The sequence below is a fragment of the Micromonospora aridisoli genome (assembly GCF_056150025.1).
The window spans coordinates 75602-91352 of record NZ_JAXCFK010000011.1 but is presented as its reverse complement, the minus strand read 5'-3'; the positions used below and the strand labels follow the sequence as shown (position 1 = coordinate 91352).

At 72.9% G+C, this 15751-nt stretch carries 13 protein-coding genes; 7 read left to right on the top strand and 6 right to left on the bottom strand.

Annotated elements, in window-relative coordinates; all coding sequences use genetic code 11:
• Window positions 1-3: 3 nt before the first annotated feature.
• Entirely contained in the window at window positions 4-645 is a 642-nt protein-coding gene (locus SM447_RS22465; protein ID WP_474574815.1) for an alpha/beta fold hydrolase, read from the bottom strand.
• Between the two features lie 76 nt (window positions 646-721).
• Between SM447_RS22465 and SM447_RS22460 the strand changes: the two genes are divergently transcribed.
• From SM447_RS22460 to SM447_RS22430, 7 genes are all read left to right on the top strand, one after another.
• Window positions 722-2431, top strand: a complete 1710-nt coding sequence (locus SM447_RS22460) for a bifunctional 3'-5' exonuclease/DNA polymerase (RefSeq protein ID WP_474574935.1) — start codon at window positions 722-724, stop codon at window positions 2429-2431.
• Window positions 2432-2623: 192 nt separating this feature from the next.
• Window positions 2624-3730, top strand: a complete 1107-nt coding sequence (locus SM447_RS22455; RefSeq protein WP_474574814.1) for a hypothetical protein — start codon at window positions 2624-2626, stop codon at window positions 3728-3730.
• A gap of 150 nt (window positions 3731-3880) precedes the next feature.
• Window positions 3881-5461: an alpha/beta fold hydrolase gene (locus SM447_RS22450; protein ID WP_474574813.1), complete on the top strand. Its 1581-nt coding sequence runs from the start codon at window positions 3881-3883 to the stop codon at window positions 5459-5461.
• Between the two features lie 155 nt (window positions 5462-5616).
• Window positions 5617-6624, top strand: a complete 1008-nt coding sequence (locus SM447_RS22445; RefSeq protein ID WP_474574812.1) for an SDR family NAD(P)-dependent oxidoreductase — start codon at window positions 5617-5619, stop codon at window positions 6622-6624.
• On the top strand, window positions 6621-7508 hold the full coding sequence (locus SM447_RS22440) for an alpha/beta fold hydrolase (protein WP_474574811.1): 888 nt from the start codon (window positions 6621-6623) through the stop codon (window positions 7506-7508). The genes SM447_RS22445 and SM447_RS22440 overlap by 4 nt, the downstream gene beginning before the upstream one ends.
• Window positions 7509-7511: 3 nt before the next feature.
• Entirely contained in the window at window positions 7512-8909 is a 1398-nt protein-coding gene (locus tag SM447_RS22435) for a hypothetical protein (RefSeq protein ID WP_474574810.1), read from the top strand.
• Window positions 8910-9056: 147 nt separating this feature from the next.
• Window positions 9057-9650 (top strand): nucleotidyltransferase family protein, encoded by a 594-nt coding sequence (locus SM447_RS22430; RefSeq protein WP_474574809.1) that lies wholly within the window; start codon window positions 9057-9059, stop codon window positions 9648-9650.
• A gap of 42 nt (window positions 9651-9692) precedes the next feature.
• Here SM447_RS22430 and SM447_RS22425 read toward each other — a convergent pair whose 3' ends face one another.
• From SM447_RS22425 to SM447_RS22405, 5 genes are all read right to left on the bottom strand, one after another.
• Entirely contained in the window at window positions 9693-10613 is a 921-nt protein-coding gene (locus tag SM447_RS22425; protein ID WP_474574808.1) for an amidohydrolase family protein, read from the bottom strand.
• On the bottom strand, window positions 10610-11419 hold the full coding sequence (locus SM447_RS22420) for a metal-dependent hydrolase (RefSeq protein WP_474574807.1): 810 nt from the start codon (window positions 11417-11419) through the stop codon (window positions 10610-10612). The genes SM447_RS22425 and SM447_RS22420 overlap by 4 nt, the downstream gene beginning before the upstream one ends.
• A 218-nt stretch (window positions 11420-11637) precedes the next feature.
• Window positions 11638-12222 (bottom strand): DUF1707 SHOCT-like domain-containing protein, encoded by a 585-nt coding sequence (locus SM447_RS22415; protein WP_474574806.1) that lies wholly within the window; start codon window positions 12220-12222, stop codon window positions 11638-11640.
• 99 nt (window positions 12223-12321) lie between these two features.
• Entirely contained in the window at window positions 12322-13650 is a 1329-nt protein-coding gene (locus SM447_RS22410; RefSeq protein ID WP_474574805.1) for a glycosyltransferase family 4 protein, read from the bottom strand.
• Between the two features lie 139 nt (window positions 13651-13789).
• Window positions 13790-15724 (bottom strand): amylo-alpha-1,6-glucosidase, encoded by a 1935-nt coding sequence (locus SM447_RS22405; RefSeq protein ID WP_474574804.1) that lies wholly within the window; start codon window positions 15722-15724, stop codon window positions 13790-13792.
• Window positions 15725-15751 lie beyond the last annotated feature (27 nt).

Here is a 15751-nt window from a genome sequence, read left to right as displayed (position 1 = left end):
CCACTACTCCAGGTATGCGGTCAGCCGGTCGGCGAGCTGCTTCGGGTGGCTGAGCGCGACCGAGTGGCCGCCGTCGATCTCGTCCGGGGTGAGGTGGAGCCGGTCGGCGGCCACCCGGCGCAGGAACTCCGCCGGGAAGAACCTGTCCTCGCGGGCGATGAGCACCTTGGTCGGCACGTCCGGCCAGGCGTCCAGCGGCCACGGCTCGTCCCACTCGACGCTGGCCTGGTTGCGGCTGTGCGTCGGCGCCTCCGCGACGATCTCGGCCGGCACCCCGTTGTAGAACTGCTGCTCCTCGCTGAGCCCTTCGGCACTCCGGTAACCGGTGGTGTCCCACCATTCCCCGGGACGCTCACCGGGCTTCGGGATCATCGGAGTGAGCAGGACGATCAGCCGCACCGGCAGCTTCTCGGCGATCAGCGGGGCGGTGAACGCACCGTACGACTGCCCCACCACCACGAGGTCGCCGCGGTCACCGATCGCGTTGACCACCGTCTCGCGGAACTGCGCGAACCCGGCCGCCGGGTCCTCGATCGGTAACTCCGGCACCACCACGTCGTGGCCGCGGCGCGCCAACTCAGGGACCAGGAGATGCCAGTCCCACGCGCTGCCACCGCCGCCGTGGATGAGAACGAAGGTTGCCATGCCCCGAAGCCTCACACACGGGTACGACAACCCGCGCGGTTCCGGTCGGCGTCGCCGCCGGGTGGTCGGTGCCGGTGTGTCGCAGGGGCCGGGCAGAATCGCGTCCGTGCTGGTGGCGGTGGTCTCGGACGAGCGGGGCGGGGGAGTTCTGCAAACCCTCGACCCGGCGGGCACGCCGCTGGGCGCGCCCGAGCCGGTCACCGACCTGCCGGCCGCGGTGGCCGCCCGGGAGCGGGTCGACCGGCCGCGCTGGGTCTGGGCCTCCGGTGCGGCGCTCTACCCGGCGCTGCTGCGCGCCGGGGTCCGGGTGCGACGCTGTCACGACGTGGAGCTGACCGAGGGGCTGCTGCTCGGGTACGCCGGCCGGTGGGGTGAGGCTCGCGGGCTGGCCGCGGCGTGGGCACGGCTGACCGGTGCGCCGGTGCCGGCCGACCCGCCGCCGCGGGCCGCCGCACCGCCCGGTGGCGGGCAGGCCGCGCTCTTCGACACCGTGCCCGGGCCGCCGGGTCCCGGCATCACGGCGCTGACCCGGGTGTACGCCGACCAGCTCGACCGGGTCGCGGCGACCGCCGACCCGGGACGGTTCCGGCTGCTGGTGGCCGCCGAGTCGGCCGGCGCGCTGGTCGCGGCCGAGATGGGGGCGGCCGGGCTGCCCTGGCGGGCCGACGTGCACGACGCGGTCCTGGCCGAGTTGCTGGGTGAGCCGTCCCCGGTGGGCGGGCCGCCGCGCCGGCTGGCGGAGCTGGCCGGGCGGATCGCCGACGCGTTCGGGGTCCGGCAGGTGCACGCGGACAGCCCGGCCGAGCTGCTGAAGGCGTTCGCGCGGGTCGGGGTGGAGCTGCCGAACACCAGGGCCTGGGTGTTGCGCGGGGTGGACCATCCGGCGGTGCCGCTGGTTCTGGAGTACAAGGAGCTGTACCGGATCTGGACGGCGCACGGCCGGGCGTGGCGGGACGCCTGGGTGCGCGACGGCCGGTTCCAGCCGGAGTACGTGCCCGGTGGGGTGGTGTCGGGGCGCTGGGCCACCCGGGGCGGCGGCGCGTTGCAGATCCCGAAGGTGATCCGCCGCGCGGTGGTGGCGGACCCGGGCTGGCGGTTCGTGGTGGCCGACGCCGGGCAGTTGGAGCCCCGGGTGTTGGCGGCCGTCTCCGGTGACGTCCGGCTCGCCGCCGCGGGGGCCACCGGTGACCTCTACGCCGCGTTGGCCCGGGACGCGTTCGACGGCGACCGGGGCCGCGCCAAACTGGCGCTGCTCGGCGCGATGTACGGGCAGACCGGCGGGTCGGCGATACCGGCCCTGGCGGTGCTGCGGCGGAGCTACCCCACCGCGTTCGGCTACGTCGAGGCGGCGGCGCGCACCGGCGAGGCGGGTGGTCTGGTGCGCTCCTGGCTGGGGCGGACCTGCCCGCCGGGCAACGGCGGATCCGGTGCCGACGACGACGGCGTGGTCGACGCCGACCTGGCCGGTGACGCCCAGTCCCCACGGGCCCGGGCGGCCCGCTCCCGGGGCCGGTTCACCCGCAACTTCGTCATCCAGGCCACCGCCGCCGAGTGGGCGTCCACCCTGCTCGCGGTCCTTCGCGGCGAGTTGGCCGGCACCCGGGCGGAGCTGGTCTTCTTTCAGCACGACGAGGTGATCGTGCACTGCCCGGCGCAGCAGGCGGAGGGGGTCGCCGAGGCGGTTCACCGGGCCGGACGGCGGGCCACCGCGCTGCTGTTCGGGGACACTCCGGTCCGTTTCCCGTTGGACCTGTCCGTCGTGGAGTGCTACGCCGACGCGCACTGAGTGCGCGCTGGCCGTCCGTACCGGCGGCAATTGTTCATCCGAATTTCCCGGCCCATTCGTTTGGGATAGGTAATCAATTCGCCTGTTTGACCAGGCGTCTCCCGCTGTTTTGGCGGACCCACCTCGTATGTCACCCTGGCTCGGCAAACGTGACCACTTTGATCGACAAGATGTCGGTTCCCGGGAGGCGGCATGGCCAGACGCGTTTATCTGCACATCGGTGCGCCCAAGACCGGAAGCACCTATGTGCAGAACGTGCTCTGGGAAAACAGCGGCGCGTTGCAGGACGCGGGCATCCTGTTGCCGGGTAGCGCGATGGCGCACGACCAGGCGATGGCCGACCTGCGTGAGGCGTACTGGCGGGACACCGACGCCTACTGGACCTGGGACCGGTTGGCCGAGCAGGCGCGCGACTGGCCCGGCGACGTGATCATCAGCAACGAAGGGCTCGGCGCGGCGACCGGTGCCCAGGCCGCCCGGGCGGTGGAGAGTCTGGAGGCCGCGGAGGTTCACGTCATCGCGGCCGGTCGTGACCTCTGGCGCACCTTCCCGTCCTTCTGGCAGCAGAGCGTCCGGGCGCGCAGCGGTTGGCGTTTCGAGGCGTTCATGCGCGCCGTGGAACAGGGCAAGGCCGAGGCGTTCTGGGACAATCACACGGCCCCGCGCATGCTGCGCCGGTGGGGTGACCTGGTCCCCGCGGAGCGGCGGTACCTGGTGACGGTTCCGCCGCCCGGTGCCCCACGGGACCTCCTGTGGCACCGGTTCGCCGGCATCATGGGAATTCCGGTGGGGCTGTGCGAGCTGGCGGAACCGACCTCGAACCCCTCGCTCGGCGCGGCCGAGATCGAACTGCTCCGTCGGGTCAACCTGGAGCTGGGCGACCGGTACCCGCTGCGGACGCCGTACCAGAAGGTGGTCCACCGGCACCTGGTCGACGCCGTGCTCAAGCAGCGCGAGGGGGCGACGTTCGGCGTCGGTCTGGACCGCGCCGAGTGGGTGCGCGAGCTGGCCGAGCAGCAGATCAAGGAACTTCAGGACTACCCCTGCCGGATCGTCGGCGACCTGGACGAACTGCGCCCGACCACGATGCGGCAGACGACCAGCCCCGATGAGCTGGACGAGGGACACCTGCTTCAGGTCGCCGTCGAGACGATCGTCGCGATGTTGGGTCACGCCGACTCCCTCACCCAGCGGCCGGAGAACGACCGCGACAACGTCAACGTGCTCACCCGGCTCCGGACCCGGGCGGCCGGTGGCGTCAAACGTCGGCTGCGACTGGCCACCCGCCGGGAGCCCTAGCCGGCCCGGCTCGTGGTACTGCTGCCCATCGAGCGCGACGGGTCGGAGCCGCGGGAGAAAGGTCGTGCGGCGCGCGAGCGTCGCGCGGTTCGGGATGAAAAGGGTTCATTGTGCGGGACAGGAGCGCGACCGTAGGTAAGCATCGGAGGCATGGTGACCACGGCGGCGCGTCGGATCGCCGGTTGGGTGACGCCGCCGGACGCCCGGCCGGTGCGGCTGTGGCCGCTGGCCGTGGTGGCGGTGCTGGTCACCGTCTCCGCCGGGGTCGGGGCGTTGCCGCGTTGGCCCGGGGTGGTGCACCTGGTCGGCCTGCCTCCGTTGGACCTCTACGGCGACCTGCGCCTGCTGCTCACCTGGGCGCCCTCCTGGCCGCTGTTCCTGGTTGGCCTCGCCGCCGCGCTGGCCCTCCGGGTCTGCGTCCTGGTGCTGATGCTGGGCGGGTTCACCCGGGCCCGGGTGCGCTTCGCCTTGATCTTCTACCTGGTCGCGCTTCCGCTGCTGCTGGTCGCCGCCGAGGCCGTGTACGCGGCCGCGGCGTTGCTCTACTCCCGGCTGTTCTGGCCGGCGCTGACCGTGGTGGCCGTGCTGGTCATGCTGGCTGGACCGGTGCCCTGGCAGGGTCGCGACCGGTTCCTCGGCGCGTGGGCGGGCGCTGCCCGCGCCGGGTTCCGGGCCCCGGCGATGCTGGGGTACGCGGTGGTCGTCGCCGCGATCGGGGCGCTGGCCACCGCGGCGCCCGCCGTGGCGGTGTGGCTGGTACCCGCCTCCGCGCTGGCCACCGCGGCGACGATCCGGGTGCTGAGCCGACCGGCACCGCGCCGGCCGCTGTGGCGGCTGGCCGGGGTGCTGGCGCTGGTGCTGCTCGCGGCGACGGTGTTCGTCACGACCCGGCCGGTGGAGCCGGGTGAGCCGGCAGAACCCAGGGCGGGGTCGATCCTGCTGATGTCCGGGATCAACTCCGCGTCCGGGCGGGGGACCATGTTCAGCAGCCGTACCGACCAGCTGGGCTACGACTGTGACCAGACCTTCTACTTCTCCTACGCCGGGCCGGGTGACGGGCAGCCGCGCGGCCGGGCGCTGTGCCCGATCGACACGGGCTCGCCCTATGGGCCGGCGGACACCCAGCGTCCCTTCGACGAGCAGGTGGAGGTGTTCGCTGAGCAGGTCCGGCAGTTGCCGCGGCCGCTGGTGGTGATGGGTCACTCGCATGGTGCCTGGGTTGCCTGGGCGGCGGTGACCCGCGACCTCGCGCCCGAGGTGGACGTCCTGGTGCTGGTCGGCCCGTTCCCGGAGAGCATCGTCGGCTATCCGCCACCGGGCCGGGACGGGCGGGGCCGGGTGGCCGGGGACCTGCTCCGGCTGCTGGTTCCCGTCGCCGACGCGGTGGACTTCGAGTTCGAGTCGGACGCACCGGCGGCGCGGGAACTGCTGGCCGAGGCGAACACCGTCGCCCGCCTGTTCGATCGCCAGCTACCGGCGCAGACCCGGGCGGTGAGTCTCACCTCCGCCACCGACCTGCCGCTGATGCCTGACGGGTGGCGGTTACCGGTCGAGCGCAACGTGTGCCCGCTGCGGGTGGCACACCCGTACCTACCCGACCGGCCGGCGTTCTACCGGGAGGTGAACCGGTTCCTCGACGGTGAGCCGCCGTTGGGCTGCCCGCCGTGGCGGGACTGGGGACGACCGCTCGCGTCGCCCTTCGGGGTCCCCGCCGCCAAGCGCTTCGACTGAGGTGGCGGCGGCCGACGGTGACGGCAGGCGACCGGGCGACGGCGTCGACCGGCGCTGTCCGACGGGGTTCCCTCCTCGGTCGACAGACGGTGAAAACGGAGCGGTCAGATCACCGCAAAACGTAGGCTAAGCCTCACAACAATCCGGGGGGCGGTATGGGCAGGCGGGATCGGGTCGTGGTGGTGACCGGTGCGTCGAGCGGCATCGGGCGGGCCTGCGCACTGCGCTTCGCCGAGGCCGGCGGGGCCCTGGTGCTCACCGCCCGCCGCGCCGACGCGCTGGAGGAACTGGCCACCGAGTGCCGGGGACGCGGGGCCGACGTGCTGGTGGCACCGGCCGACGTCACCGACGCCGAGGCGATGGACCGGGTCGCCGCGGAGGCGGTGGCGCGGTTCGGGCGCGTCGACGTCTGGGTCAACAACGCCGCGGTCAACATGTACGGGCGCACCGAGGAGGTGCCGGCACGGCTGTGGCACCGGGTGGTCGAGACGAACCTGTTCGGCGTGTACCACGGGACCCGGGCGGTGCTGCCGTGGTTCCGTGAGCAGGGCGGCGGCACCCTGATCAACGTTTCCTCGGTGCTCGGGCACACCGGCTTCCCGCAGCAGAGCGCGTACGTGGCCAGCAAGCACGGCATCCGGGCGCTGAGCGACTGCGTACGCCAGGAGTCGTTGGACGTGAAGGGCATCACGGTCTGCACGGTCCTGCCGGGCCCGGTGGACACCCCGCTGTTCCGGGTCGCGGCGAACTGGACCGGCCGCCAGGTGGTGCCGCCGGGGCGTCCGGTCTCCGCCGACCGGGTGGCCGCCCAGGTGGTGCGCTGCGTCGACCATCCGCGCCGGGAGGTTCCGGTCGGTGGCGCGAGCCGGTTCGGCGTCCTGGCCGCCCGGATCGTGCCCGGCATGGTGGAGCGCGCCGGCGCGCGGGTGTTGAGCCGGCAACACTTCACCGACCATCCGACCGCACCAAGCGAGGGTAATCTCTTCGAGCCGCCGGACTTCGGTGCCCGGGTCGACGACGGATGGCGTCCCGAGTCGACCCGCCGGTCGCGCTGGTCGCGGGCGCTGCTCGTGACCGGCCTGCTGGTCGGTGTGGCGACCGTGGTCTCGGCCGCACACGCCGGCACCACGGGACGGTCGACGGCGCGCCGGTACGTCCGATGACGGCGCTGACCCGACCCGGCGAGGTCCGCGACCTGGCGCGTGACCTGCGTCCCGTGCCGCCGGGCGTCGAGCTGCCCGGGCCCGAGGAGCACACCGTCACCGTGCCCGCTCCGGCTGCCTGGCGGTCGCGGGCCGGCGTCGACGGGTCGTCGACGTGGCGGGTGCGGGGCCTGCGGTGGGGTACCCGTTCGGTCCGTCCGCCGATCGTGCTGGTTCACGGCCTCGGGGTGGCCGCCCGGATGGTGGCACCGACGGCCCGGCGGCTGGCCACCGGCGGCCTCGTGTTCGCCCCGGACCTGCCCGGCTGCGGGCGCAGCGACAAGCCGAAGCCGGTACCGACGATCCCCGAGCTGGGTGAGGCGCTGGCCGCCTGGCTACGGGCGAGCGCCTCGGGCCCGGCGGTGCTGGTGGGTGTCTCCCTGGGCAGCCAGGTCGCCCTGGACGCGGCGCTGCGGGTCCCGACGGCGGTCGACTCGCTGGTGCTGGCGAGCCCGATCGTCGAGCCCGCCCGTCGGCGGTGGCGCAGCCAGCTGTGGCGGTGGCAGGTGGAGCAGGCCACCCAGTCCCTGCGGCTGCGGGCCATCCAGGCCGGCGACTACCGGCGGGCCGGAGTCGGACGGGTGATCCGCACCTTCTCGTACGTGCTGGCCGAACGTCCCGAGGAGAAGGTCGTCCGGCTGCGGATGCCGGTGCTGATCTGCCGGGGCACCCGCGATCCACTCGTCTCCGACGGTTGGGTCCGGAACCTGCGTGCCCGCTGCGACGGCGACCTGGTCACGCTGCCCGGTGTGGTGCACGCGATGAGCCACGACAACCCGGTGGAACTGTCCCGCGTGGTGCTGGGCTTCCTCGACCGGGTCGAGCGTCGACGGCGGGGGGAGTGACCCGTGGGGAATGAGCCGAACTTCCTGGCCAGCTTCGACTCGGCGTCGGCGATGCTGATGGCCACCGCCAGATACCTGCGTGGCGAACCGTTCCCGGCGCTCGGGCAGCCGACGGCGCTCAAGCCGCTGGTGAAGCTCACCGACGTGCTGCCGCGCCGGCTGCGGGAGCTGGCCTTCATCGGCTCGGGCATGACCGAGGCGGTGAGCCCCCGGCGGATGCGCCGCATCAACGTGGAGGAGGTCAACGAGTGGGTGGTGAGCGAGTACCCGCAGCGCTCCTACCCGGCGGTGCTGATCGGCTCCTCGTGCGGGGCCCTGGTGCACCTGTGCGCGGCGCTGGGAATGCCCTGGTTGCCGCAGACCTTCTTCATCCCGGTCCGGCAGTGGGTGCATCCGGACGACCCGACGACCGCGATGCGCAAGGGACTGCGGCCCGGCCGCGCGCTGTTGGCGGCGAACCCCGACATCCGACTGCACCACATGCACGACGCCAACCAGGACCGCTTGATGGTCCGGGCGTTGACGTACTTCCGGTACAAGCGGCAGGTGCTCGGGCCGGCGTACGAGCGGTTCCTGCGGTCGACGTTGGAGCCGGGCGGAACCATCATCATCTCCGACTGCCGGCGTCGGTGGCGGACCACCAGCCTGGGCAGCCGGCACGTCTTCCAGCACGGAGCCGTGGGCGGCGCCACCGAGCAGGAGTTCCACGCCGGCAGTGAGCGGGTCGCCGAGTACCTCGAACGGTACGACTCGCCGGTGCGCCGCTGGCACGGTCCGGAGCCGGACAGCGTCAGCCCCGAGGCGGAGTGGGGGTTCGCTCCCGCCCTGGGCGAGGACATCGAGCGGTTCGCCCGCGAGCACGGCTACCGGCTGCGGCGGTTGGTCTTCGACACCCCGGCCAAACCCTCGCCGATGGTGGCCGACCTGTACAGGTGGTGGTACCGGCAGCGGAGGATTCCGGCCAACCGGCTGTTCGTGGAGTCGTTCATCGTGCTGGCGCCGTGGTGGACACTGCGCACCGGCACGGTGCCGTTCTGGATGACGTTCAACATGGACCCGTCGCTGCGTGACGTGCAGCGGTACCTGGACGACCGGGAGCCCTTCGACGAGATCGACCTGGCGCTGTTCCAGCACGGGGTGGAGGCGGTGGGCGCGCCGTCGGCGGAGGACTGGCGGGCGGTCACCGCGCGGGCCCGCCGTCGCGGCCGGTACATCGGCCGGGACCTGGACACCTATCCGTATGAGATGTCCATCTTCGCCCGCTACGACGAGGCGTTGCGGGAGATCCCCGCGCGGTACCCGATTCCCGGTGCGCTGACCCTGGACGAGTTCGACGGGTTCCTGGCCGAGCACGGCGACTACCAGGGCGTGCGCTGGGAGCATCTGTCGGTGCGAGCCTGATAGATACCCAATTTACACCAAATGCCCCGCCACTCTCCTCCGACCGTGGTCGTTGCAAACGATGTGCGTAGGACGGGACGGTCGGGGTCACGCGGCCCCGACCGCTCCCACGCTGGAGGGAGCGCAGCTCTGAACCGGATCGCAGGAATGATCATCGCTGCGGGGGGCGGCCGCCGCATCGGCGGGCCGGAGGCCCTGCTGCACCAGGGCGGCAAGCCCCTGGTCGACCAGATGATCGACACGCTGACGGAGGCGGGCTGCGGACAGATCGTGGTCGTCCTGGGTGCCGCGGCCGACCAGGTCCGCGAGACCGCCGACCTCAGTCGCGCCACGGTGGTGGTCAACCGCGCCTGGGGTACGGGCGTCGGTTCGTCCATCCGCGCCGGCCTCGCCGGGATCGACGACGAGCGGGTGGAGGCGGCGGTGGTGGTGCCGGTCGACATGCCGGGGCTCACCGCCGCGGCGGTGAGCCGGGTCGCCGCCCTGCCCTTCCCCGACGTGCTGGTCTGCGCCACCTACAACGGGCTGCGCGGCTATCCGATGCTGTTCGGCCGCCGGCACTGGCCGGGCATCGCCACCCTGGCCAGCGCCGACGTCGGTGCCCGGCCCTACCTGCTGGCCCACAAGGACCAGATCGTCGACATCGCCTGCGACGCGGTGGCCGACGGCAGCCGGGTCGACACCCCCGAGCTGATGGCCCTCTACGGCCTGACCGTTCCCGAACAACGGGTCGGCGTCTGACGCGGGACTCCGCTTCGGGCCGGCCCACCGGTCGCGGGCGGGTCAGGTTGGGGCAGGCAGGTCGAACAGGTCGGCGGCGGTCTGCCAGCAGACCGTCCGGAGCCAGTCGTCGCCCAGGTCGAGCCGCGCCAGGCCGGTCAGTTGGTCGGCGTACGGGTAGGGAATGTTCGGGAAGTCGCTGCCCAGCAGCACCTTGCCAGCCAGACCCAGCTCGCGCAGCCGCGGCAACTCCTCGGCCGGGAAGGGCACGAACTGGTCGAAGAACGGGGTGAACGCCATGGTGGTGTCCAGCCGTACCCGCTCGTGGCGCTCGGCGAGATCCAGGAAGGCGGGGTAGTCCGGCGCGCCCATGTGGGCGACGATCGCGGGCAGCCGCGGATGCCGGGCCAGCAGCGCGGCGAACGGGTCCGGCCCGGTGTGCGCGGTACCCACCGGCGCGTGCCCGGCGTGCACGACCACCGGTACGCCGGCCTCGGTGAGCAGGCCCCAGGCCTGCTCCAGCGCCGGATCCGTGGGTGCGAAGCCACCAACCTGGAGGTGCACCTTGAACACCCGGGCACCCGCGTCGATCGCCTCGGCCACGTAACGCGGTGCCTCCGGCTCCGGGAAGAACGTGGCCGAGGGGAGGCATCCGGGGGTGTCGCGGGCGAACTCCAGCGTCCACTGGTTCAGTTGCTCGGCCATGCCGGGCCGGTGAGCGTACGCGAGCGCGCTGAACGTCCGTACACCGAGGCGGCGCAGGTGGGCGACGCGTTCCTCGTCGCTCCACCGGTACCGGATCGGCCACTCCAGCCCCACCAGCGGGCCGGCGGAGTCGAAGTACTCCCACACCCGACGCCGCAGCCTCGGCGGCAGGAAGTGCACGTGCACGTCGGCCAGGCCGGGCAGGCCGAGCTGCCGCCAGAACCGTGGCACGGCCTCGTCGGCCGTCACGATCGCCGGGTCGACGGCCTCGACGCTCATATGTCGAGGTTGAACTTCTGCAGCACCGAGGGAGCGACCAGCCCGACCGCGGCCAGCACCGACACGATGGTCAGCGCGGTGCGGACAAAGACGATCTCGGTCCGCCCGCCGGCCCGCAGCGCGATCCGGTCCGGCAGGCTGATCGGCGTCCACATCCGACGTTTGATCGGAATCGGCCAGAGGATCGGTACGCCGGCCCGGGTGATCATGTCACCGATGATATGCACGAAGCAGCCCACCCCGACGGCGAGACCGATCATCGGATACCCCCGGTCGCCGGGGAGGTTGGCGGCGGTGAAGACGGCCGCACCGGCCGAGACCAGGGTGACGATGAGCCAGCCCGCGCGCTCGGCCCACTCGTCGAACAGGCCGCGCAGGGCCAGGCCGATCATGAAGAACAGGATGCCGATCACCGCCCACTTGCCGTACCGGGCGCACAGCGTGGTGGTGCCCCAGCCCACCAGCACGGTGAACGGGATCGTGTGGGTCAGCGTACGGTGGCCGTTGTTGCGCCTCGGGTCGCGGCTGAGCTTGGTGGCGTAGTAGACGCCCAGCGAAACCTTCTCCACCACCTCGGCGATGAACAGCGAGAAGACGCCGAAGGTGCGGGCCACGGTCGCGCCGCCCTGGTTGCGGGTGACCTTGCCGGACAGGTCGAGGTCGGGCAGCAGCGCCCCACCGGCGCAGACGGCGGTCCCGACGGCCAACGCCAACGGTGACTGCTCGTAGTCGTAGAAGTGCTGCAGCGCCCAGGACCCGCTCAGCCATACCGCCGCGCCGGACAGCGCGTGCGATGGTCCCATCATCTCGGCTCGCCCTCCCCAGGGATCTTGAGCGCCAAAACTACGTCACTGTAGTTCGTGGCGACGCCGCAGGGGGACCGCCCGTGGCGTCCACTTAGGACGACGGCTGGAGCCGGTCGGTGAACCGGGCCGATCACCAGGGAGTATGGCAGCGTGTGGCGAACGGCTGGCACGATCTGTCGGCCATGGGACGGGTCGGATCGTCCGCTGCGGCGTCGATGTCACGTCCACCAGCGTTTGCGGGGCGCGCGGACGGTCACGTCGCCGAAGATCGCGCGGCAGTTCACCTCGACCACGGGTGCGCCCACGGCGACGGGGCCGCTCAGCTTGGACTGCTTGTTGCCGAAGACGGCGCTGCCGGTGAGCCGGACCTCGGTGCCCTCCGCCACGACGATCGTGACGTTGCCGAAGATCGCCTCCGCATCGACGCGGATCACCCGGCCGGGCAGCCGGGCCTCGTGCAGCTCGATCCGGCAGTCGCCGAACACCGCCCGGGCCTCGATGCGCTCCGGCACCGGCCACGCGCCCTTGCGTACCTCGTTGCCGAAGACGGCCAGGAGCTTCTCGGCGGCCGGGACGAGTGCCCCGGCCGCAGGCCGACCCGGCACGGCCGGCAGGTCCCTGGTCACCCTGGCCAGCTCGCCGCGGGTCTGCGCGGCGTGGGCCGCGCCGGCCCGTTCGGAGTACTCGTCCAGGGTGAGCCGACCCTCGGCGGTCGCCTTGCCGAGCAACTCCACGACCTCCTCCCGTTCCCGGTCGGAGACGCGCAGCCGGTCATCGTCCTCGTGCCGTTCCCACTCTGCCACGCGCCGAGCCTACTGATCCTCGGCACCGAACCGGCTCAGAAGGGGATCTTGGTCGAGGAGCGCCCGCAGCAGGGCACTCCTCGACCAAGATCCGAACGACTAGCAGGCGGCGCTGGCGGCGAGGAGGTTGCCGTCGGGGATGGCTATCGGCTGCCGGCGCGGGGGGATGTCGGCGGCGGGGCGCCGGGACTGCGGCGCGCCGGGTTCGCGGCGGGCGGCGGCGTAGGTGCCGGCGGTGCGGGCGGCGATGGTGGCCCAGCCGTACCGCTCGCCGACCATGCTGCGCGCCTGCCGGGCGACCCGGCGGGCGAAGACCTCGTCGCCGAGGAGCTGTCCGACGGCACCGGCCAGCGCCGACGGGTCGCTGTGCGGGAAGGTGACGCCGGTGACGCCCGGCTCGACGATCTCGGCCAGCCCACCGGTGCGGGCCACGGCGAGCGGGGCCCCGGCCGCGGCGGCCTCCAGGGCGACCATGCCGAAGGGTTCGTAGAGGCTCGGCACGACCGTCGCGTCGGTGGCGCCGAGCATCGCCGGCAACTGGGTGCTGTCGAGGAAACCGGCGAAGCGTACGGTGCCGGCGAGCCCGAGCTGCCGGGTCCGGTCCTCCAGCTCGCCCCGGTAGGGGCCGTCCCCGGCGATCAGCACCCGCAGCCCGGGGTGCCGGGCGCGGAGCTGCGGTACGGCGTCGACCAGGTGCTGGACGCCCTTCTCGTAGACCAGCCGCCCGGCGTAGCCGATCAGCGGGCCGGTGCCGGCGAAGCGGGCGCGGGCCGAGGCGACGGCGCGGGGCCGGGCCCGCCAGGCCCGGTCGTCGACCCCGTTGGGCACCACGTCGATGTGGCTCCCGGGCGTCTGGAACAGCGTGGTGATCTGCTCACGCATGTAGCCGGAGCAGGCGATGACGCGGGTCGAGGCGTTGCTGAGCCAGTGTTCGACGCCGTGGATGGTGCGGTTCATCTCCTCGGGTAGCCAGCCCTGGTGTCGGCCGGCTTCGGTGGCGTGGATGGTGCTGACGAGGGGGAGGTCGAGGTGGTCGCGCAGGGTGATGGCGGTGTGGGCGACGAGCCAGTCGTGGGCGTGGATGACGTCGTAGCCGCCGGTGGTGGTGGCGCGCAGCGCGGCCCGGGTCAGGGTGTGGTTGAACGCCATGGTCCAGGCGAGGAGTGAGCTGGTGGCGAGGGGGAAGGTGACGGGGTCTTCGGCGGCGCGGACGACGCGTACTCCGTCGACGTATTCCTCCAGGGGTGCGCCGTCGGCGTGGCGGGTGACGACGGTGACCTCGTGACCGGCGGCGGCCAGCGCGACGGAGAGGGCGTGCACGTGTCGGCCGAGACCGCCGACGAGGACGGGTGGGTACTCCCAGGACAGCATCAGCACCCGCTGCGAGCGTGCGGGGTTGATGTCGATCACGTCGGCGTTCGGTGACATACGCGCCCCCTTTGAGTTGTCTCCGCGCGCCCGTCGGCAGCCCCTGACGGGCGGCGTTCGCGTTGCGGCCGGATCGGGACCAATCCTGCTCGGAACTGGCTAACCAGCGGAGACATACCCGTTGCGGCGGTGTAAAGCGCTACCGGCGGACGCGCAGCAGCTCCGCCACCGACCATGCCTGGAAGGGACATCCGGTGGCGGTGTGCGGGGCCGTGCCGTCGGCGGTCTCGCTGACCGAGCCGAGGCCGTACTCGCCCAGGTGCGCCTCCAGACCGGTGAACAGATCATCGACCGGCAGGCCGGCGCGCCGGCTGGCGTCGGCGTACGGGCCGATCAGCCACGGCCAGACCGTGCCCTGGTGGTACGCGGTGTCCCGCTCGGCCGGCCCGCCCCGGTGCCGGCCGAGGAACCCGGGGCAGTCGGGGGAGAGGCTGCGCGGGCCGAGCGGGGTCAGCAGCCCGGCGCCGAGGTGACCCAGGGCCCGCCGGTCCGGCTCCATCGGCGCGAAGGGCAGCGACCACGCCAGCAGCTGGTTGGGACGCAACAGGTCGTCGTCGTGGAAGGCGGCACCACCGAGCGGGTACGCCGGGGCGGGCGCGTCGACCACGTCGTGCAGCCAGCCGGCCGGGGTGGGGAAGCGGTCCCGGAAGCCCTTGACCGCCCGCTGGTGCAGCCGGTGCAGCCCGTCGGCTTCCTGGCCGGCCAGTTCGGCCAGCTCGGCGACTCCGGCCACCCCGTTGATCCACAGGGAGTTGACCTCGACCGGCTTGCCGTGGCGGGGGGTCACCGGAACCCCGTACACCCGGGCGTCCATCCAGGTCAGCGCGGCACCGGGGGCGCCCTGGGTGAGCAGCCCGTCGGCCGCGTCGACCACGATGCCGTACCGGGTGCCGCCGACGTGGGCGTCGATCACCGCGCGCAGCGCCGGTAGCAGCTCGTCACCGAGGTCGGTGTCGCCGGTGACGGTGACGTGCCGGCTGACCGCGTGCAGGAACCACAGCGTGCCGTCGACGGTGTTGTACTCGACCCGCCCGGTGTCCGCGGTGTTGGCCAACATCCCCTCCGACAGCGTCGCCGCGTACGAGCGCAGCAGCTCCCGGCCCAGGTCGGCCCGGCCGGTACGCAGGAACAGCCCTTCGTAGGAGATCATCGTGTCCCGCGACCAGGCGCCGAACCACGGATAGCCGGCCACCACCTCCACCGGGTTGTCGCTGGTGCGCACGACGAACGCGTCGGCGGCCAGCGCCAGGCTCGCCTCGACGTCGTCGGCGGGCCGGGCCGCCGCCACCACCTGACGGTTGCGCCGCCGGGCCGCCGCGACCACCTCGGTGGCCGGCGGGGGTGCCGGTGCCGGATCATGCGCCCAGGCCAGCACCGCCAGGGTGTCCCCGGGGCGGTGCAGGGTGTCCCGGAACTGGCCCGCGTACCACAGGTCCTCCTCCGGGTGCAGGCCCCGCGCCGCCTCCTCGCGGTGGTACACGCCCCGCCACCAGTGGCCCTGCGGCGTCCAGCCCGGTCCGGACAGCCGGTACGCCCCCTCGATCACCGCGCCGCCGTCGACCGGGTCCATCCGCAGCGGCGGCCCGTCACCGCGCCGCTCGCCGTGCGCGTCGCGCCAGGTGCAGGCGGCGGCCAGCTCCAGCTCGACCGGGCCGCCACTGACCAGTCGGTGCACCACCGCCACGCAGGAGCGGCCGTGCCACATGGCTATCTCCCGCTCGATCACCACGTCGCCGACGCGCCACCGCCAGCGCGGTAGCCCGTCGGTCAGGTCGAAGCGTTCCAACAGCTCGAAGCCGCGCGGGTCGACGTCACCGGAGACCCACTCGTGCGCGCCCAGGCGCACCCGGGCGCCGGAGGGCAGCAGCACTGCCGGATCGAGGCTGACCAGTCCCACCTTGCGGGACGCCGGGGTATCTCCCGGGATCACCAGCAGCCCGTGGTAGCGGCGGGTGCGCAGGCCGGCGACGGTCCCCATGGCGTACCCGCCGAGGCCGTCGGGCACCAGCCACTCGCGGCTGGCGGCGCTGGTCAGCTCGCCGCAGACCTGCGAACCGTAGCGAATCTCGATCAACTTTCCTCCACGGCGGCGAGGTGTAAC

Bases quoted from the DNA above. Each gene is read 5' to 3' on its own strand.
- SM447_RS22445 (WP_474574812.1), top strand. From the start codon at position 5,617: ATGGGCAGGCGGGATCGGGTCGTGGTGGTGACCGGTGCGTCGAGCGGC.
- SM447_RS22430 (WP_474574809.1), top strand. From the start codon at position 9,057: ATGATCATCGCTGCGGGGGGCGGCCGCCGCATCGGCGGGCCGGAGGCC.
- SM447_RS22465 (WP_474574815.1), bottom strand. From the start codon at position 645: ATGGCAACCTTCGTTCTCATCCACGGCGGCGGTGGCAGCGCGTGGGAC.
- SM447_RS22420 (WP_474574807.1), bottom strand. From the start codon at position 11,419: ATGATGGGACCATCGCACGCGCTGTCCGGCGCGGCGGTATGGCTGAGC.
- SM447_RS22455 (WP_474574814.1), top strand. From the start codon at position 2,624: ATGGCCAGACGCGTTTATCTGCACATCGGTGCGCCCAAGACCGGAAGC.
- SM447_RS22450 (WP_474574813.1), top strand. From the start codon at position 3,881: ATGGTGACCACGGCGGCGCGTCGGATCGCCGGTTGGGTGACGCCGCCG.
- SM447_RS22440 (WP_474574811.1), top strand. From the start codon at position 6,621: ATGACGGCGCTGACCCGACCCGGCGAGGTCCGCGACCTGGCGCGTGAC.
- SM447_RS22410 (WP_474574805.1), bottom strand. From the start codon at position 13,650: ATGTCACCGAACGCCGACGTGATCGACATCAACCCCGCACGCTCGCAG.
- SM447_RS22425 (WP_474574808.1), bottom strand. From the start codon at position 10,613: ATGAGCGTCGAGGCCGTCGACCCGGCGATCGTGACGGCCGACGAGGCC.